Origin of the sequence: Methylomonas montana (assembly GCF_030490285.1) — a bacterium.
Taxonomy (GTDB): domain Bacteria; phylum Pseudomonadota; class Gammaproteobacteria; order Methylococcales; family Methylomonadaceae; genus Methylomonas; species Methylomonas montana.
The window spans coordinates 4386022-4407923 of the sequence record NZ_CP129884.1; the positions used below are offsets into that span (position 1 = coordinate 4386022).

Annotated in this window: 21 protein-coding genes, 1 tRNA gene and 3 pseudogenes; 9 read left to right on the plus strand and 16 right to left on the minus strand. The window is 51.4% G+C overall.

The window, feature by feature from the left end:
- The first annotated feature begins 34 nt into the window (after nt 1-34).
- The 3 genes and pseudogenes from QZJ86_RS20265 (at nt 35) to QZJ86_RS20275 (ending at nt 3537) form a co-directional block, all read left to right on the plus strand.
- The gene (locus QZJ86_RS20265; protein WP_301670507.1) at nt 35-1702 is read left to right on the plus strand and encodes an IS5 family transposase; all 1668 of its coding nucleotides are present in this window, start codon (nt 35-37) and stop codon (nt 1700-1702) included.
- A 13-nt stretch (nt 1703-1715) separates the two neighbouring features.
- Nucleotides 1716-2357: pseudogene (locus QZJ86_RS20270) on the plus strand (IS5 family transposase); the annotation flags it as partial.
- A 130-nt stretch (nt 2358-2487) separates the two neighbouring features.
- Nucleotides 2488-3537, plus strand: a complete 1050-nt coding sequence (locus QZJ86_RS20275) for an IS630 family transposase (RefSeq protein ID WP_301939045.1) — start codon at nt 2488-2490, stop codon at nt 3535-3537.
- Here the strand turns inward: QZJ86_RS20275 and QZJ86_RS20280 are convergent.
- The 7 genes and pseudogenes from QZJ86_RS20280 to QZJ86_RS20305 form a co-directional block, all read right to left on the minus strand.
- Nucleotides 3521-4261 carry a hypothetical protein gene (locus QZJ86_RS20280; protein WP_301935401.1) on the minus strand — a complete coding sequence of 247 codons (741 nt, stop codon included), beginning with the start codon at nt 4259-4261 and terminating at the stop codon, nt 3521-3523. The genes QZJ86_RS20275 and QZJ86_RS20280 overlap by 17 nt on opposite strands.
- 90 nt (nt 4262-4351) lie before the next feature.
- On the minus strand, nt 4352-4561 hold the full coding sequence (locus QZJ86_RS20285; RefSeq protein ID WP_301935402.1) for a TSUP family transporter: 210 nt from the start codon (nt 4559-4561) through the stop codon (nt 4352-4354).
- Nucleotides 4562-4586: 25 nt separating this feature from the next.
- Nucleotides 4587-4745 (minus strand): annotated as a pseudogene (locus tag QZJ86_RS20290) (TSUP family transporter); the annotation flags it as partial.
- Nucleotides 4746-4759: 14 nt separating this feature from the next.
- On the minus strand, nt 4760-5791 hold the full coding sequence (locus tag QZJ86_RS20295) for a tyrosine-type recombinase/integrase (protein WP_301935403.1): 1032 nt from the start codon (nt 5789-5791) through the stop codon (nt 4760-4762).
- A gap of 16 nt (nt 5792-5807) precedes the next feature.
- A pseudogene (locus tag QZJ86_RS21645) lies at nt 5808-6020 on the minus strand (Arm DNA-binding domain-containing protein); the annotation flags it as partial.
- 171 nt (nt 6021-6191) lie between these two features.
- Nucleotides 6192-6268, minus strand: a tRNA-Pro gene (locus tag QZJ86_RS20300).
- A 209-nt stretch (nt 6269-6477) separates the two neighbouring features.
- On the minus strand, nt 6478-6684 hold the full coding sequence (locus tag QZJ86_RS20305; RefSeq protein WP_301939047.1) for a cold-shock protein: 207 nt from the start codon (nt 6682-6684) through the stop codon (nt 6478-6480).
- 293 nt (nt 6685-6977) lie between these two features.
- On the opposite strand from QZJ86_RS20305, the gene QZJ86_RS20310 reads away from it, so the two are divergent.
- Nucleotides 6978-9089, plus strand: a complete 2112-nt coding sequence (locus QZJ86_RS20310) for a hypothetical protein (protein WP_301935404.1) — start codon at nt 6978-6980, stop codon at nt 9087-9089.
- Between the two features lie 48 nt (nt 9090-9137).
- Here QZJ86_RS20310 and QZJ86_RS20315 read toward each other — a convergent pair whose 3' ends face one another.
- Nucleotides 9138-10772, minus strand: coding sequence for an alpha-D-glucose phosphate-specific phosphoglucomutase (locus QZJ86_RS20315; RefSeq protein ID WP_301935405.1), 1635 nt, complete (start codon nt 10770-10772; stop codon nt 9138-9140).
- A 72-nt stretch (nt 10773-10844) separates the two neighbouring features.
- Here QZJ86_RS20315 and QZJ86_RS20320 point away from each other — a divergent pair, with 72 nt between their 5' ends.
- Both QZJ86_RS20320 and QZJ86_RS20325 read left to right on the plus strand, forming a co-directional pair.
- Nucleotides 10845-11399, plus strand: coding sequence for a L,D-transpeptidase family protein (locus QZJ86_RS20320; protein WP_301935406.1), 555 nt, complete (start codon nt 10845-10847; stop codon nt 11397-11399).
- Nucleotides 11400-11483: 84 nt separating this feature from the next.
- The gene (locus QZJ86_RS20325; protein ID WP_062328725.1) at nt 11484-11762 is read left to right on the plus strand and encodes an Lpp/OprI family alanine-zipper lipoprotein; all 279 of its coding nucleotides are present in this window, start codon (nt 11484-11486) and stop codon (nt 11760-11762) included.
- Between the two features lie 66 nt (nt 11763-11828).
- Here QZJ86_RS20325 and QZJ86_RS20330 read toward each other — a convergent pair whose 3' ends face one another.
- Both QZJ86_RS20330 and rdgC read right to left on the minus strand, forming a co-directional pair.
- On the minus strand, nt 11829-12788 hold the full coding sequence (locus QZJ86_RS20330) for a L,D-transpeptidase family protein (RefSeq protein WP_301935407.1): 960 nt from the start codon (nt 12786-12788) through the stop codon (nt 11829-11831).
- Nucleotides 12788-13696: a recombination-associated protein RdgC gene (gene rdgC / locus QZJ86_RS20335; RefSeq protein WP_301935408.1), complete on the minus strand. Its 909-nt coding sequence runs from the start codon at nt 13694-13696 to the stop codon at nt 12788-12790. The genes QZJ86_RS20330 and rdgC overlap by 1 nt, the downstream gene beginning before the upstream one ends.
- A gap of 492 nt (nt 13697-14188) precedes the next feature.
- On the opposite strand from rdgC, the gene QZJ86_RS20340 reads away from it, so the two are divergent.
- Together QZJ86_RS20340 and yjgA are read left to right on the plus strand one after the other, a co-directional pair.
- Nucleotides 14189-14371 (plus strand): hypothetical protein, encoded by a 183-nt coding sequence (locus QZJ86_RS20340; protein ID WP_301935409.1) that lies wholly within the window; start codon nt 14189-14191, stop codon nt 14369-14371.
- Nucleotide 14372: 1 nt separating this feature from the next.
- Nucleotides 14373-15014 (plus strand): ribosome biogenesis factor YjgA, encoded by a 642-nt coding sequence (gene yjgA / locus QZJ86_RS20345; protein ID WP_301935410.1) that lies wholly within the window; start codon nt 14373-14375, stop codon nt 15012-15014.
- Here yjgA and mtgA read toward each other — a convergent pair.
- From mtgA to QZJ86_RS20375, 6 genes are all read right to left on the minus strand, one after another.
- Nucleotides 15011-15751, minus strand: a complete 741-nt coding sequence (mtgA, locus tag QZJ86_RS20350; protein WP_320415833.1) for a monofunctional biosynthetic peptidoglycan transglycosylase — start codon at nt 15749-15751, stop codon at nt 15011-15013. The genes yjgA and mtgA overlap by 4 nt on opposite strands.
- A 665-nt stretch (nt 15752-16416) precedes the next feature.
- On the minus strand, nt 16417-16740 hold the full coding sequence (fdxA, locus tag QZJ86_RS20355; RefSeq protein ID WP_036272611.1) for a ferredoxin FdxA: 324 nt from the start codon (nt 16738-16740) through the stop codon (nt 16417-16419).
- Nucleotides 16741-16889: 149 nt separating this feature from the next.
- Nucleotides 16890-18995, minus strand: coding sequence for an elongation factor G (gene fusA, locus QZJ86_RS20360; RefSeq protein WP_301935411.1), 2106 nt, complete (start codon nt 18993-18995; stop codon nt 16890-16892).
- Between the two features lie 219 nt (nt 18996-19214).
- A complete protein-coding gene (locus QZJ86_RS20365) occupies nt 19215-20153 on the minus strand; it encodes a ketopantoate reductase family protein (RefSeq protein ID WP_301935412.1) in 939 nt (312 codons plus the stop codon).
- Nucleotides 20150-20842, minus strand: coding sequence for a DnaA regulatory inactivator Hda (gene hda, locus QZJ86_RS20370; RefSeq protein ID WP_301935413.1), 693 nt, complete (start codon nt 20840-20842; stop codon nt 20150-20152). The genes QZJ86_RS20365 and hda overlap by 4 nt, the downstream gene beginning before the upstream one ends.
- Nucleotides 20843-20853: 11 nt before the next feature.
- Nucleotides 20854-21198 (minus strand): DUF2069 domain-containing protein, encoded by a 345-nt coding sequence (locus tag QZJ86_RS20375; RefSeq protein ID WP_301935414.1) that lies wholly within the window; start codon nt 21196-21198, stop codon nt 20854-20856.
- 107 nt (nt 21199-21305) lie between these two features.
- Here QZJ86_RS20375 and QZJ86_RS20380 point away from each other — a divergent pair, with 107 nt between their 5' ends.
- Nucleotides 21306-21872, plus strand: a complete 567-nt coding sequence (locus QZJ86_RS20380; RefSeq protein ID WP_301935415.1) for a YceI family protein — start codon at nt 21306-21308, stop codon at nt 21870-21872.
- Nucleotides 21873-21902 lie beyond the last annotated feature (30 nt).

The window sequence follows — 21902 nt, forward strand, 5'->3', positions numbered from 1 at the left end:
AAAACATGCCATTAGCCTCAAAAACCGTGCAGCCATGATTCGAACCACGAGCTCAAAACAACTGACGATAGCTGAATTCGACTGGCCGTTCGAGACAGCCCTGGATAAACACAATCGCTGGGTAAAACTGAGTGAGTGCATCCCGTGGGACGAACTGGCGGAATGCTATTACCAAGGGATGAGGGCGGACCGGGGCCGGCCGCTGAAAGACGCGCGGCGCGTAATCGGCGCGGTGATCATCAAGCACAAACTGTGTTTGTCAGACGTGGAAACCGTCCAGCAAATCCAGGAAAACCCGTACCTGCAATACTTCGTCGGCTTGCCCGGCTACCAAGCGGCGGCGCCGTTTGCGCCGTCGTTATTGGTCGAAGTGCGCAAGCGCATGGGCGAAGCCGTGTTCGAAGGCTTTCACCGCGCCATCATCGAGGCGCACGAGGGGCAAAAGCCGACCCCGACCAAACTGGAAACGCCGCCGGCCGCGGCAACGCCCGCTGCGTCTGAGCCGAAGGCCGCGGCTAGCGTGACCGCGCCTGAAGCTGAGGTTCAGCCCGAGGCGGCCGAAGCGGCCTTGGATTTTGCCGATAAAGACGGTGTCCCATCGGCACCGGAGCCGGAAGCACCGGCCGCCCCGCGCGGCCAATTGATTCTGGATGCCACCGTGGTCGAACAAGCCATCCGCTTTCCCACCGATTTGAGCCTGTTGAACGAAGCGCGGGAATTAACGGAACGGATCATCGACACCCTGTGCAAGCGCCTGAAGGTCACGGACAAACCCAGGACTTATCGCCACAAAGCCCGCAGTGCGTATCTGGCCGTCGCCAAACAAAAGCGCCCCGGCCGGAAAGTGCTACGCCGAGGCATCAAGCAACAGTGGCAATATCTGCGCCGCAACCTGAGCCACATCGAACAACTCTTGGCGCCCATCCCTCAGGGTTCGCCGCTGCCGTTGCCGGGTTGGCTGCTGCATCGCTACTGGGTGATTCAGCATCTGTACCAGCAACAATGGGACATGTATCGAAACCAGACCCGCCGCTGCGACCGCCGCATCGTCAGTATCAGTCAACCCTATGTGCGGCCGATGGTGCGCGGCAAGTTGGACAAGCCGGTCGAATTCGGCGCCAAACTCAGCGTCAGCCTGAGCGGCGAAGGCCTAGCTCATGTCGATCACCTGCGATGGGATGCCTTTCACGAAGGACTGGATCTGGTCTCGCAAGTCGAAGCGTACTTGGCGCGCTACGGCCACTATCCGGAACGGGTGCTCGCCGATCCGATCTACGGCACGCGCGCCAACCGCGACTACCTGAAGCAACACGGTATCCGCTTTGCCGGCAAACCGCTCGGCCGCCCCAAACGCGAAACCGAGGCCAACCGGGAGCAACTCAAACACGACAAAGAACAGCGCCGGCAGGAATACCTGCAGCGCATCCCCATCGAAGGCAAATTCGGCCAAGGTAAAAACGGCTATCGTCTCACCGACATCCGCGCCAAGCGCGCCAACACCTCGTTCGCCTGGATCAACACCATCTTCTTGGTGATGAACCTGCTGGTCCTGCAAGGGATCTTTTTTGCCCTCGGTCAATGCCGCCTGGTCGGGTTACTGCAAATGATCGTGCGCGCCTGGAAACAAAAGATTTGGAATCTGCGCACCCATTCTAACTTGGCCGACCCGATTTGCTCGTCATTGCCACAGCTGATTTACTGAGCAGACTCTAGATAAGCACGGCTATCTGGCGCGTGGTGGCCAAATGATTGATGCCAGCATCGTGCCCGCGCCCAAGCAGCATCGGCCTAAAGGCGAGAAAGCCCTGATCGAAGAGCAGGCCATGCCTATCGACTGGTCACCTGCCAAGCGTCGGCAAAAAGACATCGATGCGATGTGGACAAAAAAGCATGGCAAATCGTACTTCGGATACAAGTTGTCAGCCAACGTGGATAAGCGATACAAACTGGTTCGTAAAGTTAAAGTCAGCACGGCCAGCGAGCACGATACCTTGCATCTGGATGAGGTGCTGGACACTTTTAATACCGGCCGCGAACTGTATGCTGACAAAGGCTATGTGGACAAAGAACGTGAAGCGCGAATCAAAGCGTCAGGTCTTCGGGTGCATATCCAACGCAAGGCGGCCAAAGGCAAACCGCTATCCGACTGCCAAAAGCGGCGCAATACGCGGATTGCCAAAACCCGTGCACGGGTTGAGCATGTGTTTGCCAGCTTGGAACAGATGGGTGGCAAAGGCTTGCGTAGTATTGGGCTAGCTCGCGCCACGTTACAACTGAACTTCAAGGTGGCCACTTATAATTTACGTCGCCTCTGCAGTTTAAGGACTGGCGGCATTAAGCCTGCTTTTGCCTTCTGACGGGCAAAGTGCGCCTGAAATCGTCAAAAATGGCGATTTCAGGATAAAAACAGCCCCAAACAGGGCGAAAATAAGGCGCCAAATCTGTTTTCTGCTTTGAGCATAAACTGAATACCCAGAACCTGCGGCAATTTTGCCGGTATTTCGAGGCTCCCGAGAGTTGGAGCGATTAATCAACAGCCGAACCGATGAGATTCGCATGATAGAGCGAGCAAAGATTGTGACGCGCTGTCTTGAAGGGAAGCGCAATGACGAAATTGCTGCTGAGCTTAATATCAGGGCGGGGACGGTGGCTGTGTGGCGCAAACGGTTTGCATCTGAAGGCATGAAAGGACTTCGTGATCGGCAAAGATCTGGGAAGCCACCACGATACCCCGTACCAGAATTACGTACCCGGCTGCTGAGGCAACTTGAACAGCCGCCACCGGCTGGATTGTCCACATGGGATGGAAGATCGTTGGCGCAAATGCTGGGTGTTTCCGATGATGCCGTCTGGCGACTATTGCGCAAAGAAGGCATCCAACTCCAGCGCCATCGTTCATGGTGCGTCAGTACCGATCCTGAGTTTGCCATGAAATCGGCCGATATAATCGGGCTATATCTTAATCCGCCCTGTAACGCGCTGGTGATTTCCATCGACGAAAAACCGTCAATTCAGGCCATAGAAAGGCCAAGTGGTTTTGTCCATACCAGCAGCGGCAAGATTGTTCGCGGTTTAAAAAGCACCTATAAGCGCCACGGCACCCTCAATCTTTTTGCCGCTTTAAACGTTGCGACCGGCGCTATTCAATCCAAAACAACCGCCACCAAGAAGCGACCAGATTTTCAGGAGTTTCTTGATGAAGTGGTCGCCGAGGTGCCTACCTCTCAAGAGGTCCATATCATTCTTGACAACTATTGTACGCACAAGAAAAACGATGATTGGCTTGCTGCGCATCCCAATGTGAACTTCCATTTCACGCCCACTTCAGCCAGCTGGTTGAATCAAGTGGAAATTTGGTTCGGCATCATGTCGCGCAAAGCCCTGCACGGTGCCAGTTTCAGCAGCATTGAACAGTTGACGCAAGCCATCAAAGATTTTGTTGCGGTCTACAATAACAATGCTAACCCTTTTGTTTGGCGTAAACGCGAAGTCAAAGGTGCTCAGTTAAGAAATACAATCGTTAATTTATGCAATTAAGCACTAGCTTGATGTTGGAAACATAAACATCAGCATTACCAATATCTGACTGGTTTTCATCATGTTCGATCTTTTGTAAAAGATCGTTTATTTCTGGAAATGGTAAGTCAAACAGAAGAAAAGCCTCGGATTTCAGAACGGCAATTTCATTTAAGGTAATGTCATAGCCAGTAAATCTTATATGCATATTTTCCGGATTATCCCACCATCTCGAGTTTATCAATTCAAGAATAATATCCCTCAACTTACCTGTTTGTTCTAACTTTTCAGGAAGAGACGACGGCCACAACCCGTAGATAGATAATTCGGTAATAGTGTTAAGAATCCAGTCACATGCCTCTGAAATTTTCATTGTGTACCATGACGCAATAGCTTTTGACAGCGTTACCAGGCTAATTAAGTCGCTAGTGGTTACAGGTTTTGAGGTTCGGAGTCGTTCAAAAAAAGGGGCGGTAATATCGTTTTGACCTATCCAGCACTTCAAATTATTAAGTGAAATAAATGGTTCAAAACTGTTAGGGCTATGAGGTTTTGCAGGATTGTTATTTTGCAATTTTCCAGTTTCGATATCCTTTTGTAATGCACCCCGAATTTGATCGTATCTTTCTGAGCTAAATTTATCCTCTGGTTCATCAAATCGATGTGGCTCAATATCAAGTATCAGCATTGTCGCTTCATGCAAACTGATTTCGTGAACAAATTTCCAGCGATCTAATGGCTTCAATTAACACCCCGTCAAAAGTATTGCCGTCAAAGAAAGGATTAACCGGAAACGGGGGACGAATCCCGCTTGTTGCCCCGTCGGGCTATCCGGTTAAATTCGATATAGCCAACCCAATCGCTTCAAGGCGCCGTAAATCAAATAGACGCCAAGGCAGCAAATGAAAATACCGAACATCAGGCGCAGATGGGGGCCTGATATGTGGTTGGCGAGATAGGCGCCAAACCATGCGCCGACAAACATCATGGCGGCCAGAATAACCGCCGCCGCGAACATCGACGTTGCCATGCCGGTAATACTCAAACACTGCCGCCAATCCTATCGGGGGCAATAAGACCGCCAGACTGGTGCCTGTCGCCATGTGCTGCGAAAATCCGGCCCAGTAAATAAGCGCAGGAACAATCACTATGCCGCCGCCAACGCCAAACAAGCCGGACGCAACGCCGCCCAAAGTACCGATCAGCACGAATAATAACCACGACGGCATGACGATTCTCGCCGCTAAGCCGTTGCAGGAAACGGTATAACCTGCGCGCCAGCCTTCAAGCTGCCCAGGTAATCCGCCCAGCTTTGCATCATCTTCCGCCGCTCTTCCAAGTGGGCCGTTCGGTTATAGGCTCGCCCGTTGGGATCGCGCACGGCATGGGCCAGTTGATGTTCGATAAAATCCAATCTAAAGCCCAGAACTTCATCGAGCAGTGTTCGCGCAATTGCTCTGAACCCGTGCACGGTCATTTCAGATTTATCAAAGCCCATGCGCCGCAAAGCGGCCAAAAGCGCCATGTCCGAGATGGAGCGGCTACCGTTGGGCGTTCTGGCGGAAGGGAAGGCAAAGCGTCCGCCGCCGGTCAATGGGTAGAGATTGCGTAATACATCAACCGCTTGCCTCGATAAAGGGACAATGTGTTGTGTATCGGTTTTAGTGACTAAGTAACGCCACTCAGCCGTATCAAAATCGATGTGCTGCCATTCCAGGCCGCGCAGTTCGCCAGGCCGCACGAACACCAAAGGTGCGAGCATCAGCGCCGACTTAACGACAAATGAACCGCTGTATTCGTCAATCGCGCGAAGTAGGCCGCCAAGTTGTCTAGTGTCGGTGAGCGCTGAAAAATGTGTGGTCTGCTTGCTGGCTAATGCGCCCTTGTGTGACTGGGTAATGTCTTGCTCACAACGTCCAGTCGCAACGCCATAACGAAAAATTTGCCCGCTGGCTTGCAATGCGCGATGCGACATTTCAACGGTACGGGTTTCGATTCGTCGCAGCACGTCGAGTAACTTCGGGGCCTTAATTTCATTAATTGGCCTATGTTTGAGCCAGGGCATTAAATCGTTATCAATAACTCGCCATGTGCGTTTCCGGTGGCTGTCTGACTTGGTTTGCATTTTCTTTTCGAAGAACTCCAGCGCAACTTCGCCAAATGAACCGATTACCGGCAAGCCGGCGTCGATGCGTTTTTGGTTTTCGTTTTCGATCTGCTGGACTTGTTTTTTTCTCTTTGCGTTTGTCGCTAGGGTCAATGTCATTTGCAACATTGTTGCGCGCCTCGGTCGCCTTTTTCCGGGCATCGGATAGTGCAGTTTTGGGGTAGACGCCTAACGACAAGGTTTTGCGATTGCCGGCGAATGTGTAATCAAATCGCCACCACTTGGCCCCGTTGGGTTTGATCAGCAAATAGAGGCCGCTACCGTCGTTAAGGCGTTGATTTTTATCGGTGGGCTTGGCATTGCGAACAGTAACGTCGCTCAGTAACTCTTTTGCCATTGCAGTAACTCCGGCAGTAAAAACAGTAATTCTGGCGGTTACTGTAATTGTTACTGCGTAAAAAGCAAGTTGTTACTGATTTTTGAGAGATGTTACTGGACAATAAAAAACCCGAGAAGCCTTGTTTCTTGTGGGCTTCAGCGCTTTGTTGGATTCCGTAAGATTATTAGTTGGTCGGAGTGAGAGGATTCGAACCTCCGGCCCCTGCCTCCCGAAGGCAGTGCTCTACCAAGCTGAGCTACACTCCGATTTAGCTACCGGTTAAGGCAGTTGAGTATTCTAGCAAAGCTGGAAGGGATATAGGAAGCGGTGTTGATGGGAAAAAAGAATACGGCCTATGCAAAGGCTTTTTAACGCCTACCTCACCGAAGCGGAGGTAGTGGAAACCGTGATACGATTTCCACTGTATCTAACAGAAAAGCCGTGGGTGTCGGATGACGACCACGGCTAGAAGTTATTAGATAATGGTTACTTCTTCGGCTTGTGGGCCTTTAGGGCCGCGGCCCAATTTGAATTGCACATGCTGACCTTCGTCCAGCGTTCTATAGCTGTTGTTAGGGTTCAGAATGTTTTTGAAATGTACGAAAACGTCAGGGCCTTGTTTTTGTTCGATAAAGCCGAAGCCTTTGTCTGCGTTAAACCATTTTACGACGCCAGTTGTCATTGTAGACATAATAAGTCCTATAAAAATTTTAGATAAAGCCTTAGCAAAAGTAAGGCGGGTAACGCTGGTAAATGTGGAAATTACTTAATGAAAAACAAGGACGAAGAACTACAGAAGAGACATCGAGCTGGTAAACAAAGGGTAAATCGTATTTTCTAGCTGGAACCCATTCTAGGCTGATTCGACCGATTGTCAAACTAAATCGTAAAATCCCTTCAACTCCCTCCTCACATATGCCGTCGGATCGCAAGCTTAAAGGTTTATATGCCCTTCGTTAACCACCAAAAATCCGTATGTCTACGCGATTAACCCTGCGCCGCAGATCATTGCGCCTGTTTGACATCGGCGCCGCCGTTCTGTTTTTCGGTGTGTTCGCGCAGCAAACCGAATTGCCGCAAGCCGCAACAACCGCACTCAGCGAATTGGCCGCGCAGGGCTATCGGATACCTAGCGAAGATGATCCGGTGCGGGTGTTCCCGGCTTTGACCGGCGGCGATTTCAGCGGCCATCATGCCGGTGGCTGGCGACCTGGCAGTATTTACCTGCGCCAACATCCACAAGGCGCTCTAAGCGAAACCATCTATCTTCGCCACGAGTTGTTTCATGAAGTTAGCCATCGCAGCTGCGGCGGCCGTATGCCGGGCTGGGCAGAAGAGGCCGCCGCGATGCATTTCAGCGGCGAGTTGGCCGATCTGGAACCCAGTGCTTGGCCGAGCGACGCGGAGCTGCAAGGTATGAAAACCCGTATCAGCCACGGCGCCGAACTGGATGCTAACGACAGAAGCTTGTTAGGACGCTTGGTGGTCGATGCCGGCTGGCCTAAGGAGCCGTGCTCGCAATCGGCAAAACTCAGCGAGCTGCTGGGAGGGGCGTTTGACCAAGCAGGCGGCCACGCTTATCTGCTGATGAGCCTATTGTCCGGCCGGATATTGGAACGCGGCGGTGATATCGACAGCCGCCAGCCGCCCGGCTCCTTATTGAAAATCCCCTACGCGGCAGCCTTGAAGCACGCGAATCCTGAAGTATTAAGCTCGGAATTGGCCGCTAGCGATACCGACAAGCTGGCGCAACGCCACGAATATTTTCAAACCGAGCGTTATCGATTATTACTGTCGCCGTTCCGGGAACAAAAACTTCCCGTTCAGACTACGCCTGCTGATCGACAAACTTGGCGAACCTATTTGGGCGAACGAAACGCCGACGGCGATTTCGCATTGCAATCCAGTTTGCCGGAATTGGCGCTGGCGATGCGTGCGGCCTTGCTTTCCAAGCCCGAATATTTCCGCGGCCTAAGCCAAAACGGTCTAGCGCCCAGCTCAACCTTATTCGGCCAAAACGCAGCGGATAAAAAACTGCTGCGGCAACTGCAAGCCTTGGCGAAAACCGGCACGGTGTCGACGAGTGACGGCCAACCCTTGGTCGGCCATCTATTGCTGGCCTGGCCGGCAACGCATCCGGTGTTTCTGGCGATATTTCGCCAGCGTGGCATGAGCGGCGCGGCGGTGTTGAGTAAAGCCGCGCCCGTTTTAAAAAGCTGGCAACAAAACTATCCGGCGCGCTTTGCTACGGTTCGGGTTAGATTATTGACGCCCACTGATCCCGCCAGCTGGGAAGCGCGAGCCGATTGTCCGGAACTGGATGGCTCGCTTGGCCGTTTTACGCTTTGCGGGCAATTTCATATTGTGTCTACCGCGCGCGGCAGCCGTTCCGAGCGTTTGGTCAGCGGCATCTTGCGGCAGACAGCCGGGAATGGGCCAACGGTATTGGAAACCGATGTCGAGACTTATGTCGATAGCGTATTGGCGGCCGAAGCGCAAAACCTGACCGGCAGCGGCCGCGAAGCGATGCGCGCCGTCATCGCTTGGAACGGTAGCCATGGCAGTCACAGGCACGCCGATTCGGGATCGTTATGCGATACCACTCACTGTATGGTGTTTCTCGGCGAACTGCCTAGCGATAAGCCGCGCCGTAGCAGCCGTATCGATATTGAGTTAATGCAGCTGCTGGACAAATTAGCAGTGGAAACGGGACTGAATTGGTTGCCGTTCGCAAACGGCGGCGATCAACGCTGGCAACGGCAAATTTCGGCCAACGAGTTGCAGCATATCTTTGCGGAAAATCAGATTCTGGAGATTCGCCGGGAGCGCCGAAAGGATGGCGCATTGTTCATCCGGCTGACTTATCCGGACAACGAGGAAGCAATTAGTTGCGAAGTGTTCCGTAACACCCTAAAGCTACCGTCCTGTCCCGATACCGTGCAAAACGTCGGAAACCAGGCGTGGGGGTTTCAAGGCATCGGTGCCGGACATGGTTTGGGATTGTCCATAGTGCGCGCCCAAGCTTTGGCTGAGGCCGGACGCAGTGCGGAGCAGATTTTGCGGGATGCTTACGGGCAGAGCCGTTAGGTCAAGCATTTAAGCTAGGCCCAACGGCTTTGTATGGCTGGGTATGGATTAAGTAATTACGTCAGGCTCGGTTCTGCCGGTGCGTTTTTTAATTTCACACAGTTGCTCGGCAATGGTTATCAATTCAGCCAATGCCTGTTGCGCGTCCTGATCGTGGTTGCGTACATCGCGCTCGTAACGCTCCAGATAAATCCGTAAGGTGGCGCCGACCGTGCCGGTGCCGGACAAACGGAAGACGATACGCGAACCGTTGACAAAGCCAATACGGATGCCTTGGTTACTACTGACGCTGCCGTCAACCGGATCGGTATAACTGAATTCGTCGGCGAATTTAACTTCGTAATCGCCCCAGCTTTTGCCAGGCAGGCCGCTTAACTGAGCGCGCAGATGTTCGACAATGCCGTTGGCTATCTCCGAATCGACAGCTTCGTAATCGTGGCGGCAGTAAATATCGCGGCCGTATTTTTGCCAATGTCCGCGGACGATGTCTTCCACGGACTCGCGTTTGCGGGCAATCATGTTCAACCAAAACAATACCGCCCACAAACCGTCTTTTTCGCGGACATGGTTGGAACCGGAGCCGAAGCTCTCTTCGCCGCAGATGGTGATTTTGTCGGCATCCAACAGATTGCCGAAGAATTTCCAGCCGGTTGGGGTTTCGTAACAAGGCAGACTCAGTTTGTCGGCAACCCGATCGACCGCCTGACTGGTCGGCATCGAACGAGCCACGCCGCTGATGCCCTTGGCGTATGCCGGAATCAGTTTGGCGTTGGCGGCCATGATCGCCAAACTGTCGCTGGGAGTGACAAATATATTGGCGCCCATGATCATGTTGCGGTCGCCGTCGCCGTCGGACGCCGCGCCAAAAGTGGGAGCGTCAGCGCCGAACATGATCTCGCACAGCTCGTGGGCGTGGGCCATGTTCGGGTCGGGATGACCGCCGCCGAAGTCTTCCAGCGGCACCGCATTAAACACCGAGCCCGGTGCCGCGCCCAGAGTGTCTTCCAAAATATGCTTGGCATAAGGACCGGTGATGGCGTGCATCGCATCGAAGCGTAGCGTGATAAAGCCGTTATGGATGCTTTGTTTGAGTAACTCGAAATCGAAAATCTTGGCCATCAATTCGGCGTAGTCGGCGACCGAATCGATAATTCGAATTTTCACGCCGCCCTTCTCGACTTCGCCGATCGTGTCCAGATCAACGTCACCGAAGCGGGCTTTTTTATAGCCGGTGATGGTTTTGGTGTTCTCGTAAAGCTTATCGGTAAACTTTTCAGGAGCAGGTCCGCCGTTGCCGATATTGTATTTGATACCAAAATCTTCTTCGGGACCGCCGGGATTATGACTAGCCGATAGAACAATGCCTCCGAAGGCTTTGTATTTCCTGATAATATTGGATGCGGCGGGAGTGGACAATAGGCCGCTTTGACCTATAATGAGCTCACCGAAACCGTTGGCCGCCGCCATTTTAATGATAATCTGGATGGCTTTGCGGTTAAAGTAGCGGCCATCGCCGCCAATCACCAGAGTTTGGCCCTGAAAATCCTCCAGGCTGTCGAAGATGGACTGGACGAAGTTTTCCAGATATTTGGGTTGTTGGAAGACTTTAACCTTTTTACGCAAACCCGATGTGCCAGGTTTTTGATCGTCGTAGGGAGTGGTTTTGGTGATTGTTCTTGTCATATGCTACCCTTTGTAATACCACGTTTGGAAAGGGTTAAATTACACCAAAACTTTGATTATTTACAGATTGCGATGCTAAAGAAAAAATTATTAGGTGTTTTGATTGTGATGGGCTGTGCTGTATCGGCGCGTAGCGTTGCCGGTGAAGACGTTTGGTTGTTAGTCGATACGCAAACGCAGAGCATGGAAGTCCGAAAAGGTGGCAAGACCGTCGCCGTATTAGAAAACATTGCTATCGGCCGTAATGGCGCCGGCGAGAAAAATCATCGCGGCGACGACATCACACCGTTAGGCAACTATCGAATTGGTTGGATTAACGAGAGAAGTGCTTTTCGGAAGTTCTTCGGATTGACTTATCCCAACGTCGATAACGCGGACAATGCCTTGAAGAAAGGCAAAATCGATCTCGATACTTACGAGGCGATTGCCAGAGCGCATTCCTCTGGACAAATTCCACCGCAAAATACCGATCTCGGTGGGCAAATCGGTATTCATGGTTTGGGCAGCGGTAGTCTGTCCATCCACAGATCCATGAATTGGACACATGGATGTATCGCGTTGACTAACGATCAAATCGATCAGTTAAGCCAATGGGTAGAAAAAGGGACACTCGTAACAGTGAAATAATGTTGGTATAATCCAAAAAAATGTTGGACAATTACCACCGTTTTTCATTTTTTATTTTTTGAAACCACAATCAAGGGGAAAACCATGATGAGAGCTATTAAATTATCAGCAGTTGTTGCAATTGCAGCTTTGGCAACCGGTTGCGCAAGCACTTCAGACCTGGAAGCTTTGGACGCAAGAGTAGGCACTTTGGAAGGTAAAGTTGCTACTGCATCTGCTGACGCTGCTTCTGCTAAAGCTGCTGCTGCTGAAGCTGCTGCTAAAGCTGCTGCTGCTGAAGCTGCTGCAAACCGTGCTGCCCAATATGCTCAAGATACCAACAGCAAATTGGACCGTATGTTCAAAAAATCACAACATAAATAAGCATTACTGCTGTTGTTGATTTTAAAAAGCCCGTGAGCCGAAAGGCCACGGGCTTTTTTATTGCCGCTAGTTTGGAACTGCCTGGCTTTGCACGACAGGCGGCGTTTGAGCTGGACGCTCGTAAATCGCCACGGGAATACCGGTGGCTTTTTCGACCGCCGCTTTCAACACCGCCCCTTTAATCACCGGCATTTGTCCGCCATTGGCCTGCTCGATCAAGCTCAGCGCCGAATGCAAGCGCTGCTCATAGGTAGCCGGCGTTTCTTCCATTTCCGGATAAACTTCCATATACAGCGTGTCGTGATACCAGCCAACCTTAATGGATTGATTGACGATATTGACCTGTGTGCCGACTTTAACCATCGGGAAAAACTGCTCGATATCGGCCGGATACATCCGAATGCAGCCGTGACTGACTCGCATGCCAACACCATTGGTTTTGTTGGTACTGTGAATCAGATAACCCGGGATACCGAGTTTAAACGCAAACAAACCCAGCGGATTATCGGGACCTGGCCGATAATAAGGCTCCAATACATCGCCCTCGGCCAAATGCTCGGCGATGATCGACTTCGGCGGGGTCCACGAAGGATTTTCGGTTTTAGCGGCCACATGGGTTTTACCTAGCGGCGTTTTCCAGTTGTCTTCCCGGCCGATACCGATCGCATAGGTTACGACCCTGCTAGGGTCGGGAAAATAATAAATACGCATTTCCGGCAAGTTGATCACGATGCCTTGGCGTGGAGCATTGGGCAGTAAAAAGCTGCTCGGGATTCTGACCTGCGTACCTTCGCGTGGCAACCAACGATCAACAAAAGGGTTAGCCAATACAATTTCGTCCTGCCCCAGTCTAAAGTTCACCGCAATATCGATCAGCGTATCTTCCTGTTTGGCGGCTACATATTTAACCTCGTGAGGCGGATTGCCGATCAGGCTATCGCCTGGCCGATCCGGCGGCGCCAACGTCAGCGCCGATACCGAGGTGCTGGCACTCAGTAACAGACTGGATAACAATCGGGTTTTCATCAGGCATCACCTTCGGCAGTAAATAATTCAAGCAGACGCGGCAAAAACTGAGCAAGTTCCGCGGTCATAATAGAAAAATCGGCGTCGAACTGTTCGGTTTCGTCGAATGCTTCGATGTCGGCGGATTGTTCCTGAATGAGATCGAGAAACTTCAGACGCTTGACAGCCAGGCTCTCGTCGAGCACAAACGAGATACGTTCGGCCCAGCTCATCGCCAATTTAATGACTTGTTTGCCGCTATCCAGATGATTTTTAATTTCCGGCAAAGCCAAGTCGTGACGCTTGCATCGAATAATCGCACCTTCTTCTTCCGGCGAGCGCAGCTCGCACTCGTCTTCGATCAGGATGTCTTTGGGCGAGGTATTGTCGATCAGCCATTGCGTCATCACGCTAGCCGGTTTGGCGGTGGCTGTCAGCGGTACGACCGGCAGCGAACCCAAGCACTTACGCAATTGGCTCAGCAAGTCTTCGGCTTTTTTGGCCGACGCCGCATCCACCACTAGCCAACCGCCCTGGCTGTCGATATAGGCATAGGTTTTACGCGAAAACGAAAACGCCCGCGGCAACAGTTCGAATATCAATTCATCCTTGATGCGACTGCGTTCCTTAGCCGGCAATTTGCGGGCTTCGCGCTCTTCGATTTCGCTGATTCGCTCTTGCAGCATCTCGTTGATCACCGAAGCAGGCACGACTTTCTCTTCTTTTTTACCGCACAGCATCAGGAAACCGTTATTGGCATGAACCAACGCATCCGAAGCCCTGCCTAGCGGCGAAGTCCAACCGAAACTGAATTCGTCTTGACTTCCGCAAGGGCGAAACGGCTGCTGTTGCAGTTTTTGCTCCAAACCATCGGCGGTCAGGGTGAACGGCTCGGAAAAGCGATAGACGGCAAGATTTTTAAACCACATGAAACGACTCTTTTTAAAAACCGCCTATTATCGCAAATTTGTTGACCCCGTAGAACCTGCTCCATGCAGAGCTTCGTTAAAAAGCCGGTTTAACCGCAAATTTGTTCTGAGGCAAAACAGGTTATGCACAATAAAAAAGTTGAGGAAAATTTATAAAAACCCTTGACACAATAACTTATTGAAAAGAAAGGGATTAATATAAGTCATTGTTTTATAAAAAATAATCAGTCTGATTAAATCTTATACAATTTAAGCCGAAGCCAGTATTACCGGGGAATGACAGCGACTTTCGACATTTAATCCACAAAGTTATCCACAGCTTCTGTGGTTAACTGGTTTTTTTCCAGTCACAATAAACGCTTAGCGATCAATGCCGAGAAAAACTTTTAAATTGTCGCAATAAGCAATGCCTTGTTGGTCGGCAAGGTTTGTTAAAATGCCGCATGGCCGCTTCGGCGACCACCACCTCACTCACAACAAAGCGGGCCAATCATGCTGTCAACCTGGGAAAACCTGATACTCGGCGCCCTGGCGCTGCTGCTTTTGTTCTGGATGCAGCCCGGCATTAAAGCCGCACTAGCACGTAGCAAACAAACACCGTCCGATTGGCCCAGCGTCATCGTGCCTATTTTGATGGTCGTGATGTTCGTGCTTTTTTTAATAGCAATGGTTTGACATGAAAGAAGAAGACTACCAAGACGAATACGAAGAAGAAGATTATTACGACGAAACCGAAGGCGAAGAGGGCGAAACCGAGGGTGAGGAAGTCGAGTATTACGCGATACGCCCCAACAAAACCCGTATTAAAAAAGAAATTGCCGCGATTTTTGCGATAGCTGAGGAAATTTGCAGCTTATCACCCGCCCATATCGCCGAATTCGAATTACCGGAAAATATAGAGCAAGCACTGCGTGACGCCGGCAAAATGGGCCAAAATTCCGCCAGGAAGCGCTTGTTGAAATACATCACCGCCCAACTCAGAAAGCTGGATACCGAAGCTATCCAGGAAAAATTGGCGCGGATGAAAAACCGCAGTGCTCATGCGGTCAGAGAACATCATCAGGCGGAACGCTGGCGCGATCTATTATTGGCCGACAGCGGCAATGCACAACTAACGCAACTGATCGAAGAATATCCGGCCGCAGACAGTCAGCATGTCCGCCAATTGCAACGCAACGCGCAAAAAGAAGCCAAGGAAGCCAAGCCGCCGAAGTCAGCGCGCTTGCTATACAAATATCTGAAAGAGCTGATTGCCGATGCAGCCGGCTTGCCTCAAATTGAGGAAGACGAGCGGAACGATGAGGGCGCAGACGATTAATCCCCCAGTGCCCGCATCTGCCCCAAAATCCAGCTCTGGCGCTTATGCAAATAGGCGCTGGGTTGATTAGCTTTCAACAATATCGGGTTCGGTAAGGTAGCGGCCAACAGCGCCGCCTGACTGGCTGACAATTGCCGGGCGGAAATACCGAAATAGCGGCGACTGGCCGCCTCTATACCAAATAAATGATCGCCGAATTCGGCGATATTCAGATACATTTCCAGAATACGCTGCTTGCTCCATAGGGTCTCGATCAGCAGCGTAAACCAGATTTCCAGAGCCTTGCGGCCGAAATTTTTAGCCGGACTCAAAAACAGATTCTTCGCCACCTGCTGGCTAATCGTGCTGGCGCCGCGCAGTTTGCCGCCGCGCAGATACTGACGAAAAGCCTTGCCGATCGCATCGACATCGAAGCCGTTGTGTTGATAAAACAATTGATCTTCGGAAGCGATCACTGCGGCAAAGGCATGCGGCGAAATATGTTGGCGGCTAACCCAGCGTTGCTCGACACCCCGATAGCTCTTACCCTCGACCAGATCGTCGATATGCTGATGCAGCATGAAAGCCGAAGTCGGCGTCGGCATAAATCGCAATACTCCAACCAATAGCAACGAACTAAGCACAAAAAACAACACGGCATACGTCAGGCCACGTTTAAAGACGTGCGGCAATGAAATGCCGGATTTAGATCTGAGCGATAATTGGCGATAGCGAGCCGGATGACGAGAGTGCTTCAAGGTCGATAAAGGCGTTGTGAAATGTGGCTATTATCCTCGATTCGATCGGACCTTTACCAATTACCTGGGTATGCGGCATATAACTCAAAACATCCGTTAGATTAATTTAATTAACATAGTTTAATAAAGTCCTGCCATTCCCCTCTTGCCTATCCCTTGAATTGCCTACCTTAAATGCATTGGCACGCCTATTGCTATAATATGGCCGGCATCAAGGATGTTAAGTTCTCTCCCCCGTGAACATGGAAAACAATGAGGCCAGGGAATACCTGGATAAAAGCGCGCACAAAACGCTTTTATCCAGGCAGGGATGATTTATCGCAATTCGCTATTTTCCCCGCGACGTTTCGGTCTCGCTACTCACGACCAGTTTATCGCCTGCCATCCCCAAAACCGCGGAAGATATCGCCCAAGCGCACCCCCTTCAATAAAAGCGCACGCCCCCTGCCGCGTCAGATTATCAATAGATTTTGCGCAGAGATGCCCTCAAGGTCTATTTCAAGTAAACCAGGGAAATTCTAATCTGAAGGGTAATTGGTTTAAGCAAGCGCTATCGCTTGAATTGATGCGCGGGTAGCAACTAACGTTGCCTAAAGGAGGAGAGTTGAACCAACGCGATCTTCATAAAGAAAACGTTGGCTCAATGCGTCTGTTGGGAGCAGACTTTATTTTTCCAATAACGCAAATTTTCCTGACTTGCCGTTCCATTCATCGGCATCCGGCAGCGCGTCTTTCACTTCGGTGATGATAGGCCATTGTTTTGCCAGTTCCGCGTTCAGCGCCGCGAAGTGTTCTTGACCTTCGGGCAATTCGTCTTCGGCGTGGATAGCGTTAGCAGGGCATTCGGGTTCGCACAGAGTGCAATCGATACATTCGTCGGGGTCTATAACCAGAAAATTTGGACCTTCATGAAAGCAATCGACTGGGCAAACGTCAACACAGTCGGTAAATTTGCATTTGATGCAGTTTTCGGTGATTACAAAAGCCATATTGTTCTTCCAAGGTTAGGTAAATGAACAAGTTTTCGTGCATGGCGAAAACTTTATGGTTAAAAATGCACCTGCCGCTTAACGCGGCAGGTGGCTGATCGGCAATACTCAGTAGTGTCAGGGCCGAACATGGTCAGCCCATGTACTGCTTATTTATCTTTGTTACGTTCTTTAACTTCTTTAATCACTTCTTCCGCCACATTGCGTGGGCAAGCGGTGTAGTGTGAAAATTCCATCGAGAACTGGCCGCGACCGGAGGTCATGGTGCGCAAATCGCCAATGTAACCGAACATGTCGCTCAGCGGTACGTCGGCTTTGATACGCACACCGGTAATGCCTGCATCTTGGGATTTGATCATGCCACGGCGACGGTTCAAGTCGCCGATCACGTCACCGACGTGCGCATCCGGGGTGAATACGTCAACTTTCATGATGGGTTCCAGCAATTGTGGATTACCTTTTGGGATCGATTGACGATACGCGGCGCGGGCGGCGATTTCGAAAGCGATGGACGAGGAGTCAACCGCGTGGAAAGCACCGTCGGTTAAGATAACTTTGAAGTCCAAGCAAGGGAAGCCTGCCAGAACACCTTTGTCGATACTGGCTTTAAAGCCTTTTTCAACCGCAGGCCAGTATTCGCGAGGTACGTTACCGCCGGTCACTTGCGATTCGAATATAAAACCGCTGCCTGGTTCGCCTGGCTCGATGATGTAATCGATTTTCGCGTATTGACCGGAACCGCCCGATTGTTTTTTGTGGGTGTAGCTGTCTTCGATGCGTTGAGTAATCGTTTCGCGATAAGCTACCTGTGGTTTACCAACGTTAACATCTACACCGTGGGTACGGCGCAAAATGTCGACTTTGATGTCCAGATGCAACTCACCCATACCTTTGATGATGGTTTCGCCGGATTCTTGGTCGGTTTCGACGCGGAAAGACGGATCTTCTTGTACCATCTTGCCGATCGCGATACCCATTTTTTCGTTGCTGCCTTTGTCTTTTGGCGAAATCGCAATCGAGATAACAGGGTCCGGGAATACCATCGGTTCCAGTGTGGCCGGTTGGTCCGGGTCGCATAAGGTATGGCCGGTTTGCACGTTTTTCAAACCGATCAACGCCACGATGTCGCCGGCTTGCGCGGTTTCGATCTCGTTGCGGTCGTCGGCATGCATTTCCACCATACGACCGATACGCTCGGTTTTACCGGTAAAGGTGTTCAACAGAGTGTCGCCTTTTTTGATGCGGCCGGAGTAGATGCGGACAAAGTTCAAAGCGCCGAAACGGTCATCCATGATTTTGAACACCAGCGCGCGCAATGGACGGTCGGCATCGACAATCGCGTGTTCGCCAGTTGGAACGCCTTCGAGGTCGGTCTCAGGTTGCGGATTGACTTCGGTAGGATTCGGCAAGTACTCGATAACGCCGTCCAGCACCAATTGCACGCCTTTGTTTTTGAAAGACGAACCGCAGAAAGTCGGGAAGAAATCCATCGCGATGGTACCTTTGCGGATGCAATGTTTGATTTCTTCGATGGTAGGCTCTTCGCCTTCCAGATATTTCTCCATGATTTCGTCGTCTTGATCGGCCACTTGATCGATCAGTTTCGCGCGCCATTCTTCGACTTGCTCTGCCATGTCCGCAGGCACGTCTTTAATTTCGTATTTCAATGGGTCGCCGGAGTTATCCCAAACCCAGGCTTTGCGGGTCAGCAAATCAACCACGCCGACAAAGTTTTCTTCGGTGCCGATAGGCAGGGTCATCACAACGGGTTTGGCACCCAATACTTCTTCGACTTGTTTGACGACGCGGTAGAAGTCCGCGCCCAGTCTGTCCAGTTTGTTGACGTAGATGACGCGAGAGACTTTGGAGTCGTTCGCATAGCGCCAGTTGGTTTCGGATTGCGGTTCAACGCCGCCGGAACCGCAGAATACGCCGATACCGCCGTCCAACACTTTCAAGGAACGATAAACTTCGATCGTAAAGTCGACGTGGCCTGGGGTGTCGATGATATTGAAACGGTGTGGTTCAAATTGCTTGGTGCTACCCGGCCAAAAACAGGTGGTGGCAGCCGATTGAATGGTGATGCCGCGCTCTTGCTCCTGCACCATGAAGTCTGTAGTCGCCGCGCCATCGTGCACTTCGCCGATTTTGTGGATTTTTCCGGTCAGCTTCAAAATCCGCTCGGTGGTGGTGGTTTTACCGGCATCGACGTGAGCGAAGATGCCGATGTTTCTGTAAAGCGATAGATCAGTCATGGTTATACTCTAAAAATGGACATAAAAACTTTTAAACCCCAGCACCATTGCCACGGTTGGTTGTGGATCACATAGCTGCTAGCCTAGCGAAGTATGCGGCCGGTCTTCGCTTTGCAAGGTCTGAGGCGAAATTCACACGGCTTCTTCAAAGACAAGGTCAATGAAAATCTTCACATTCTAACCGAAAAATCAAAAAAAACAGAATGTCAATTGTGTGATTTATTTAAGCGGGCTAATGGAACGGATTTGCAACTCCCTGAGTTGCATCAATGCGTAAAGCGATTGCAGGCAGGGACAGTCTACACCTTGCCGTTGCGCGGCGCGCACCGCGTTGCCGAGAATAGCTTCGGTTTCCATCGTGTGTCCGCGTTCGAAATCCAGTAGCATGCTGGTTTTGTAAGGTGGCATATCGCCTGTCAGGGCAATATTGGCTTCGACGATACCAGCCGGCAAGGCATGCCCGCAAGCTGCGGCAATACTACAGACTTCTTGCATCACACGGCGAACAAAATTTTCCTGATTCTGCAAGATCGCCTGAGTCGCCAAGCCGCCGGACAGCACCGACAGCGGATTGAACGGCGCATTCCAGACGCATTTTTGCCAGCGGCTAGTGACAATGTCGGCGCCGATCTCGCATTCGATCCCGGCTTTTTGGAATAAGTCGCGCAAATGCGGCGTTTCCGGCTCGTCCCGGTCCGCTAGATTGCCGAGCACCAATTTGCCGTAAGCCAAATGATCAATCACGCCTGGCGCCACCCGGTTGCAACAGATAAACGCCAAGCCGCTGATCAACAGATTATCGGGAAAAGCTTGTTGCAGCTCTGGTTCGATCTCGACGCCGTTCTGGATGAACACAATCGCGGTATTTTTCGAAGCAGCGGCGCGGATTAGCCCAACCCGATCAATGTCGGCCGTCAGCTTGGTGCACAACAGCAAATAATCGGCTTGGTCTTGGTATTCGCGGACATCCCGCAACACCTGGCCGGGCATGAATTGCCAATTGCCCAAAGCATGGCTTTCGATTCGATACCCTTGCCGTTTGACCACCTGGTAATCCGAGCGACACACCACCGCCACCTCGGCGCCGGCCCTAGCCAACAATGCCCCGTAAAATCCGCCGATCGCACCGGCCCCAACCACCAGAACCTTGTCGCTCATGTTTCGTCAGCCAAAATCTGTTTTAAGAACGGCACGGTCAGCTTACGCTGCGCGGCCAGCGTGGCACGGTCGATTTTTTCAAGCAACAACCATAATGCCGACAAATCGTGGACATAGTGATTCAGCAAAAAGCGGCCGACTTGCGGCGAAATATCGAAACCTAGGAAACGGGCTTTATAGGTCAGCGCCTCGATCAACTGATCGTCGCGCAAGGGCTGAATTTTTAAGGTCAACCCCCAAGCCATCCGGGTTTTCAGATCGGGCAAATCGAACCCTAAAAACTTCGGTGGGCAATCGGCGGCCAGCAGCAATTTATGATTGTTCTGTCTATGCGTATTATAAAAAGCGAACAGCGCGTGTTCCCAGTCGAGGTGGCCGGCGATCAGTTGAATATCATCGAAACAAACCAGTTCGACGTCTTCCAGACCTTCCAATAAACCTGGAGCGGGCAAATTGTTCGCGTTAAACGCCAAATAAAAGGGATCTTTACCTGCCAGCTTGGCCTGCTGGCAACAAGCCTGGAGCAAATGACTCTTGCCGCTGCCGGCGTCGCCCCAGACAAAAATCTGCTGTTCGCCACCATTCGTGGCCAATGCCTGTAACTGAGCAACGATCTCGGCGTTATTGCCGGGAAAAAAGCTGGCAAAGGTCTGATCGCTCTGAAACTCGAACTGTAAGGGGACTTGCATGCCGCTAACGCTCAGGCCTTTTCAGCCTTATAAACATACAATCCGGCGCCGAAACACAGCAGCAGGCTGAACAGCACTTCCAGCAACGCATAAGGCCGCTCGCTTTGATTGACATAGGCTTCGGCGACGCCATGGGCAAAATAAGGCAGGCTCAAATAACTCATCCAGGTGCAGCTTTTCAGATTCCGATTCAACAAGCCTTTAAACGGCAACAATAAAGGCCCGACCGAGATTAGCAGCAGCAATGCCGTGGGCAGTTTGCTCGATGGCGACAACAGCGTGTGCCAGGCCATCAATAATATAAACAGGCCGAAAAAGCCGAACAGGGCCGCGTAATAGTAGTGGATTCGTTGCATGAGAGCGGCTAATGGCCAGAGTGAAAGAATTGAAACCTAATCTATTATCACAAAGTCTCTGCAATAATGCAGTGCTGCCCGATTTTTACCCGATACAGGAGATCATCATGATCAGAAAGCTGAGTACTTTAACTGCCGCCAGCCTGGCGAGCTTTAGCGCATTGGCCGCCGACAGTTACACTATCGATAGTCACCACACCTTTCCCAGCTTTGAAATCGGCCACCTGGGATTTTCCACGCAACGCGGCCGCTTTAATGAAACCAGCGGCAAGGTGACATTGGATGCGGCGGCAGCTAAAGGCAGCATAGCCATCAGCGTCAATACCGCTTCGATCAGTACCGGCTTGACGGAGCTGGAAGAGCATTTGCGCGGCAAGGAATTTTTCGATAGCAGCCAATATCCGACGATGACTTTCAAGTCCGACAAACTCAGTTTTCAAGGCGATAAGCTGGTCGGCGCCGACGGCACTTTGACCTTGCACGGCATCGGCAAACCCGTACACCTCAACGTCGAACACTTTTATTGCGGGATGAATGTCATCCGCTTGAAATACACCTGCGGCGCCGATGCCACGGCCAGCATCAAACGCTCCGATTTTGGCATCGACAAATATACGCCGGCGGTTGCCGACGAGGTCAAGGTATTAATTCAAGTCGAGGCGACCAAGGACTGATTTCATGCCCGGCGGCCCCGCTAGTTGAAT

Coding starts and splice junctions, on each gene's coding strand:
- QZJ86_RS20375 (WP_301935414.1), bottom strand. CDS start 21,198: ATGCAACGAATCCACTACTATTACGCGGCCCTGTTCGGCTTTTTCGGC.
- hda (WP_301935413.1), bottom strand. CDS start 20,842: ATGCAAGTCCCCTTACAGTTCGAGTTTCAGAGCGATCAGACCTTTGCC.
- QZJ86_RS20380 (WP_301935415.1), top strand. CDS start 21,306: ATGATCAGAAAGCTGAGTACTTTAACTGCCGCCAGCCTGGCGAGCTTT.
- QZJ86_RS20295 (WP_301935403.1), bottom strand. CDS start 5,791: ATGTTGCAAATGACATTGACCCTAGCGACAAACGCAAAGAGAAAAAAA.
- QZJ86_RS20320 (WP_301935406.1), top strand. CDS start 10,845: ATGCTAAAGAAAAAATTATTAGGTGTTTTGATTGTGATGGGCTGTGCT.
- QZJ86_RS20315 (WP_301935405.1), bottom strand. CDS start 10,772: ATGACAAGAACAATCACCAAAACCACTCCCTACGACGATCAAAAACCT.
- QZJ86_RS20265 (WP_301670507.1), top strand. CDS start 35: ATGATTCGAACCACGAGCTCAAAACAACTGACGATAGCTGAATTCGAC.
- yjgA (WP_301935410.1), top strand. CDS start 14,373: ATGAAAGAAGAAGACTACCAAGACGAATACGAAGAAGAAGATTATTAC.
- QZJ86_RS20305 (WP_301939047.1), bottom strand. CDS start 6,684: ATGACAACTGGCGTCGTAAAATGGTTTAACGCAGACAAAGGCTTCGGC.
- QZJ86_RS20330 (WP_301935407.1), bottom strand. CDS start 12,788: ATGAAAACCCGATTGTTATCCAGTCTGTTACTGAGTGCCAGCACCTCG.
- QZJ86_RS20365 (WP_301935412.1), bottom strand. CDS start 20,153: ATGAGCGACAAGGTTCTGGTGGTTGGGGCCGGTGCGATCGGCGGATTT.
- QZJ86_RS20325 (WP_062328725.1), top strand. CDS start 11,484: ATGATGAGAGCTATTAAATTATCAGCAGTTGTTGCAATTGCAGCTTTG.
- fusA (WP_301935411.1), bottom strand. CDS start 18,995: ATGACTGATCTATCGCTTTACAGAAACATCGGCATCTTCGCTCACGTC.
- rdgC (WP_301935408.1), bottom strand. CDS start 13,696: ATGTGGTTTAAAAATCTTGCCGTCTATCGCTTTTCCGAGCCGTTCACC.
- fdxA (WP_036272611.1), bottom strand. CDS start 16,740: ATGGCTTTTGTAATCACCGAAAACTGCATCAAATGCAAATTTACCGAC.
- QZJ86_RS20340 (WP_301935409.1), top strand. CDS start 14,189: ATGCTGTCAACCTGGGAAAACCTGATACTCGGCGCCCTGGCGCTGCTG.
- QZJ86_RS20310 (WP_301935404.1), top strand. CDS start 6,978: ATGTCTACGCGATTAACCCTGCGCCGCAGATCATTGCGCCTGTTTGAC.